The organism is Synechococcus sp. R6-7, assembly GCF_047461695.1.
Classification (GTDB): domain Bacteria; phylum Cyanobacteriota; class Cyanobacteriia; order Thermostichales; family Thermostichaceae; genus Thermostichus.
In genome coordinates, this window is sequence record NZ_JANSHS010000515.1 from 1 (window position 1) to 5974 (window position 5974).

Genomic DNA, 5974 nt, shown 5'->3' on the forward strand with positions numbered 1-5974 from the left:
GTAGCCTAGGCGTCTCACCCTAACCTGAAATGACTATATTTGACAAAACTGGCCCAAATCCTAAGCTGGCTACCGATTACTGCTGGGGCGGCGGGCGGCAATTGCCAGGCTGACATTGGGCACCCGCTGCAGAGTATCCATCACCTCCACCACCTTGCCGTGGGAGAGGGCCAAATCGGCGTTGATCACCACCAAGCGCCGCCCTTCAGCCGGCTTCTCGGCCAGGATGCGTTCCACTGCCGGGATCAGGGCAGAAATATCGGCAATTTTCTCCTGATTGACGGCAATCTGTCCTTCCGCCGTCACGCTCACCGTTACATCCGGCTGCAGACGAACTTCAGCTGTAGTGGCATCCGGCAGGTTGACATCCAGAGCCTCGGAGCGGGTGAGCACCAGGCTGGCAATCACGAAAAACACCAGGATCGAGAAGATGACATCGATCAGGGGCACGATGTTGATCTCGCCAGCTCGGAAGTTCTCTTCGGGGATGCGCATAGGTTAGGAGGGCTCAAGCGAGGAGTAGGGGGGAAGGGTGGAGCTGCCACTGGGGCTAGATTGGGTGTAGGAATACTGGGAAAGCTGTTGGGCCTGCATCTCTTGCCGCTGCCGATGCAGCAGCTCCAGCATGCCGCCGTACTCTTGGATCTTAGAGAGTTGCCGCAGGTACAAAGAGCGGAAGACGTTGGAAATCAACAGGGTGGGAATAGCCACAATCAGTCCAAAGGCCGTCGAGTACAAGGCTTCGGCGATCCCCCGACCTACCCCCTGGGTATCGGTGCCGCCGATATCCCCCAGTTGAATGGAGCTGAGGATCTGGATGATGCCGGTGACGGTGCCCAACAAGCCCAAGAAGGGGGCAACGGTGATTACGGTGTCGAAGACCGTGTTGAAGCGCTTCAGCAGAGGCACTTCTGCCGCCAGGGCCGTTTCCAGAGCCAGCTTAAAATCTTCCGGGCTGGCCTCGTTCAGCTCCAACCCGGCCAAAAAGATGCGGGCAATCGGCAGATCGGCATTTTGCTCCAGCAAATACTGGGCAGCGCGTGGGTTGCGGCGGTACTGGCTCAGGGCTTGCTGCACCACCTCCTCCTGCCGATGGGTGATCTTCCACCAAAACAGCACCCGCTCAATGCAACAGGCCACTGAGAAGACCGAGAACGTCAACAGGGGGATGGAGTAATACCAACCCTGGATCATGAGCTGCAAGACTCTATCCATCGATCCCGATTCCCCCCTTCTGGCGGCAGTTTACGCTCATCTTGTCATAGCACTTTCTCGGCAGGCCTGGGATCCCTTCTTGCGCGGCGAAGGTTGCACCTTTTGGCAATTTTGCCCCCATGCCGGATCTCATCTCGTCAATTGTCAATCCAGAGGGCATACTGGTTGCAACATTTTTTGGATCCCGAGGGCGTGAATTATGAAATTCAGACGCTGGTTGGGTCTTTGCTGCGCCGGCTTGATGGCCTTGCTGTTGACGGCTTGCGGCAAGGGATCCGCCCCCTACGACAGCATCGTGGTCAATTTTGTAAACACAGCCACCCCCAGTCAGATTGCCGCTATCGCTAAAGAGTATCACTTGACGCTCCGCCCCAGCAGCGACAGCGCTTTTGCCCGCCAAGAAGCGATCTACCTGTTTGACGTGGATGCCGACCACCTGGGATCCACGCGGCGGCTGGTTAAGCGGCTCACCGACGAAGCCTTGATCGAGTATGCTCACCCCAACTATCAATTCCAGGCGGCTTTCGTGCCCAACGACCGCCTCTATCCCCAGCAATGGAACCTCAGGGCCATCCGCATGCCGGAAGCCTGGGACATCTCCCAAGGGGAAGGGGTGACGGTAGCCGTGGTGGACACAGGAGTAACCCGAGTTCCCGACCTGGCCCAAACCCAATTTGTTAAGGGCTACGACTTTGTGGATGACGATGAGGATCCGGAAGACCTCAACGGCCACGGCACCCATGTGGCGGGAACCATCGCCCAATCCACCAACAATGTCTTGGGTGTAGCCGGCATTGCCTTCAAGGCCAAGATCATGCCGGTACGGGTGTTGGATGCCAATGGCTTTGGATCCCTGTCGGATGTGGTGGAAGGGATCCGCTATGCTGCCGACCACGGGGCTACGATCATCAACCTCAGCCTGGGTAGCCGCGCTTCTGCCCAACTGATGGAAGAGGCAGTGGCCTATGCCCATAGCAAAGGGGTGACGGTGATCGCAGCCGCCGGCAACGAAAACTCCAACCAGGTGAGCTACCCGGCCCGCTACCCGCATGTGATCGCCGTCTCGGCCACGGGGCCCAACGGGGAAAAAGCTCCCTACTCCAACTATGGGGTGGGGGTGGACATCTCTGCTCCCGGCGGAGCCAAAACGCCTGATCACCCCGAGTACGGCATTCTGCAGCAAACCATCAATCGTCGTAACCCCAACGAGCCGGTCTTTGCCTACTTCCAAGGCACCAGCATGGCCACTCCCCACGTAGCCGGTGTGGCAGCTCTGATCCAGGCTCAGGGCATCAAAGACCCGGACAAGGTGGAGGAAGTGCTGAAAATGTCGGCTACCCCGGTGCCCGGCGACAAACAGAACTTCTACGGGGCCGGTCGTTTGGATGCGGCCAAGGCGCTGGCCAGGGCCACAGGACAACAGGAGGAAAACCCCTTGGTGCTCTGGTTGAAGGACTTCCTGCAGTACCTGAACAACAATGGCTACCTCAACCCACGCTTCTGGTTCGATGGTGGCCCGATTGCTCTGGTGCCGAAGCTGCTGATGGTGGTGGGCGGCTACATTATCCTGGTGCTGATCCGCTGGTGGCTGGCTCCCAAGCGGCTGCTGCAGACGGTGCCTTTGCTGGCTGGGATGCTTTTGGGCAGTGCCGGTCTTTTCCCCTTGCAGGGGTTGGCGATTGTCGGTGGCCCCCGTTGGCCCTTCCAATTGGCGGGTAGCTCCCTGCCGGAGTTGGGCACCGCCTTTGCCCAGACCAATGCCTTGAACCCCCTATTTGCCAGCGTGTTGATCCCAGGCCTGTTGATGTTGCTGCTCCTGGGCCATCGGCGCTGGCGCTGGGCGGTGATTGGCTTGTGCATTGGCATGGCCTCGCATCTGCTCTTGTCCGGATCCCTGTTCTATGAGGGGGTGCTATGGCTTGGATCCTCTGCTTGGTTGGGTCGCTCCTTCTTGCTCTTCAATGGCTTGCTCTGCCTGGGCCTGGCCTACTTGGGAGCGCAAGCGGCTACGGAATCTCAGTCCACGGCAACCGGGCTGGCGCTGAGGCGGTGATGCAAGAGTACAGCGGTACCATCCAGTTCCTGGATATCGAAGGGGGGGTGTGGGTGCTAACCCTGCCTTCCGGCGAGCACTACGCCCTTTTCCGTGCCCCCAAAGAGCTCTTGCAAGAGGGGCTAGAGGTCACCATCCAGGGACAGATCAAAGAAGACATGGTGACGGTGGCTCAGGTAGGGCCGGTTTTAGAAGTCAAGAGCTTCCAGCGGCAGCCCTAGCTTGGCTTGCGGCTCCGGCCATACCAATCGGGGATCCCCAAGCGGGGATCCCTGCTTTTCGATGTCAGAATGCTTTTACAGTCGTTTCAAACAAGATTGAGACACCTCGCTGCCGACCCTCACCCCTAGCTTCTCTTTAGTTAGGAGAGAAGGAAAGTTAGGAAGCAATGCAACGAAAATGTTTCATTTCCGTTTAAAAAGAATCTCGTTTCCACGGCTGAGCATTCACGAAGCTCAAAAAACGTAGGTAGGCAGCTGTATCCCGTGACCGCTTAATACTTACATAGTCATAAGTCTGTAGCCTGAACAACTGGGAAACCATCATCGCTGTTTTAGAGGGGAAACCTACTGGCGAAAGCGGGACGGGATCCTTTGCGGCAAGGGCTGTTGTGGAACCAGTAACAAGAATCCTCACCCTACCGCTACGGGGAAGCAAGCCAGTAGAGCAGGGAACATGTCAAAGCAGGTTGCTCAGGCGGCTGTGAAAGACCGAGTAGATCTCTGCGTAAGACTTCACCCACTCTGGATCCGGTTGAACATAGCGTTCTACCTGTACCAATCGATCGGCAGCCTGTTGGACAGAGCAGCACCAATAGGCAGAAGCGGCCAAGATGGCTGCCCCCACAGCCGGCTCCGGGTGTTTCACCACAGCCAAGGGACGAGCAAGGATGCTGGCGCGTAGGCGCAACCAGAGAGGGCTTTTGCTGCCTCCACCGGTGGTGAAAATCGGGCTCTGCTCTGGCACTGGGATCCCTTGAGCGGCCAACGTTTCCAGCCCCAGCCGCTCCACCATCGCTACCCCCTCCAACAAAGCAGCGTAAAAACGGGGGGATCCCTCTTCTGCCTCCGGCAAGAACCCGGCGAACCGGGGATCGACAATGGGAAAACGCTCTCCCGGCTGACAAAGGGGATAGCTGACCAGCCCGGTGGGCAGATAAGCCTGAGCTTGCTGATCCAGCATTTGCAGGTTGCCGTCGGGGAAGTAATGAGGCAAAACTCCGCCTCCACAAAAAGAGGCGGCCCCCGGCCACCAAACCATTCGTTCGCGACAGCGGTGCGGAGCACTGTCCGGGTGCAAATGGGAATAGATGCTTGGGGTTTGTATGGGATCCGGACTGTTGGCCTTAAAAATAAGGGTTGTGCCCAAGCTGGTGGAAACCTGCCCCAAGCGAATAGCCCCTGCCGCCAGTTGCCCGGCACAGCCATCGGTGATCCCTGCCGCGATCAGCACTTCCGGCCCCAACCCCCAGTCTGCTCGCACCGTTCCTAAAACCGTTCCCGGCGGTACCACCTCGGGGAAATGCTTGGGGTTTAGGCCCTGCCGCGCCAACCACTCCTGAGGCCAGGTGTAGGCCTCCAGGTCGAAACCGCTCTTGAGGGCATGGGTGTGATCGGTCACCTGCCTGCGCCCCCCCAGTTGGCTCAGCAAAAAGTCCGCCGGATGGGCCAAGTAGCTGTCTCGATACTGATCAGGATAGGCTTCCGCCCACCACAGCCAACGGCTGAGACCCCAACTGGCAGGGATCCCCAATTGCTTGGCCTGAGCCTGGCCCCGCGGGTCGGAATACAGCCACGCCTGTTCCAACGGCATGCCTCGACCATCCACCGGCAGAATGGTGCCGGAAGTGCTGCAAGCACTCAGAGCTGCAATGGAATACTGCTCCCCCAGTTGCGCGGTCAGTTGTCCCAAAAGGGCTTTCAGGGTTCGCAACCAGCGGCCCGGATTGGTCTCTGGGGGATCCCACTGGCGCTCGCTTTTGGCCACCACCTCCCCCTGCTCTGAGAGGGCCACCACCCGCATCCCAGAAGTGCCCAGATCGATCCCAAGAAACACAGGGGGCATAGGAATACTCACCTGAGAATGCTTTGTTTATATACAGGGTGGCCAAGTGGCCTCAAAAAGGGGCCCAAACTGGCTCAAAAGATGGGATCAAAATCTCAAAACTCCTGGCTGCTCCGAGCCAGTGCTTCTTGGATATCCAGATCCAGCCCTCTCACCGATTCCAGCACCGAGCGGGTGATCAGCTTGCCCTCCTGCACCAAAACCGCGCCGGTTACAGGGTGCAAAAGTGGCTGCTCCGCTCGCCGACCGATCAACGCCTCGATATCCTGAAAAGCATGGATGTACATCCCGGCAGGCAATTCCACCACCACCCCTTCCCCCAGCACCCGCGCTTGGCAGGCCAAGCGAGAGTTAGGCTTGCAGGTGGTGATCACCTCCAGGGTGCGCTGCTCCCGCTTGCTCATCGGGGATAAAGACTCCATCCCCTCCTTAACGTACACATGACAGGTGGCGCAGAGGCCGCGCCCACCGCACTCTTTCAACACATTCAGCTCTTCTTGCAGCAGCACCGAGAGCAAATTGCTGTTGGTGGCGATTTCAGACACTTGGGCAATGGGATCCAACCGCACACGCTTGACCATAGTCCGCACTTTTTGGGCTACTGGATGCTAAAAAAGCTAGCATCTTTCACCAATGCAGATT

General features: G+C 58.3%; 6 protein-coding genes. 2 read left to right on the top strand and 4 right to left on the bottom strand.

Annotated elements, in window-relative coordinates; all coding sequences use genetic code 11:
• Positions 1 to 69: 69 nt before the first annotated feature.
• Both NW815_RS13600 and NW815_RS13605 read right to left on the bottom strand, forming a co-directional pair.
• Positions 70 to 495 carry an ExbD/TolR family protein gene (locus NW815_RS13600; protein ID WP_414352051.1) on the bottom strand — a complete coding sequence of 142 codons (426 nt, stop codon included), beginning with the start codon at positions 493 to 495 and terminating at the stop codon, positions 70 to 72.
• A 3-nt stretch (positions 496 to 498) separates the two neighbouring features.
• Positions 499 to 1191 carry a MotA/TolQ/ExbB proton channel family protein gene (locus NW815_RS13605; RefSeq protein WP_369791770.1) on the bottom strand — a complete coding sequence of 231 codons (693 nt, stop codon included), beginning with the start codon at positions 1189 to 1191 and terminating at the stop codon, positions 499 to 501.
• Positions 1192 to 1414: 223 nt separating this feature from the next.
• Between NW815_RS13605 and NW815_RS13610 the strand changes: the two genes are divergently transcribed.
• Both NW815_RS13610 and NW815_RS13615 read left to right on the top strand, forming a co-directional pair.
• The gene (locus NW815_RS13610) at positions 1415 to 3268 is read left to right on the top strand and encodes a S8 family serine peptidase (protein ID WP_414388311.1); all 1854 of its coding nucleotides are present in this window, start codon (positions 1415 to 1417) and stop codon (positions 3266 to 3268) included.
• Positions 3268 to 3489: a hypothetical protein gene (locus NW815_RS13615; RefSeq protein WP_414388313.1), complete on the top strand. Its 222-nt coding sequence runs from the start codon at positions 3268 to 3270 to the stop codon at positions 3487 to 3489. Before NW815_RS13610 ends, NW815_RS13615 begins: the two co-directional genes overlap by 1 nt.
• Positions 3490 to 3946: 457 nt before the next feature.
• Here the strand turns inward: NW815_RS13615 and NW815_RS13620 are convergent, their stop codons facing one another.
• The gene (locus NW815_RS13620) at positions 3947 to 5332 is read right to left on the bottom strand and encodes an FGGY-family carbohydrate kinase (RefSeq protein ID WP_414342541.1); all 1386 of its coding nucleotides are present in this window, start codon (positions 5330 to 5332) and stop codon (positions 3947 to 3949) included.
• Positions 5333 to 5427: 95 nt separating this feature from the next.
• The gene (locus tag NW815_RS13625; protein WP_011432453.1) at positions 5428 to 5913 is read right to left on the bottom strand and encodes a 2Fe-2S iron-sulfur cluster-binding protein; all 486 of its coding nucleotides are present in this window, start codon (positions 5911 to 5913) and stop codon (positions 5428 to 5430) included.
• Positions 5914 to 5974: the final 61 nt, after the last annotated feature.

Coding starts and splice junctions, on each gene's coding strand:
- NW815_RS13600 (WP_414352051.1), bottom strand. CDS start 495: ATGCGCATCCCCGAAGAGAACTTCCGAGCTGGCGAGATCAACATCGTG.
- NW815_RS13625 (WP_011432453.1), bottom strand. CDS start 5,913: ATGGTCAAGCGTGTGCGGTTGGATCCCATTGCCCAAGTGTCTGAAATC.
- NW815_RS13620 (WP_414342541.1), bottom strand. CDS start 5,332: ATGCCCCCTGTGTTTCTTGGGATCGATCTGGGCACTTCTGGGATGCGG.
- NW815_RS13615 (WP_414388313.1), top strand. CDS start 3,268: ATGCAAGAGTACAGCGGTACCATCCAGTTCCTGGATATCGAAGGGGGG.
- NW815_RS13610 (WP_414388311.1), top strand. CDS start 1,415: ATGAAATTCAGACGCTGGTTGGGTCTTTGCTGCGCCGGCTTGATGGCC.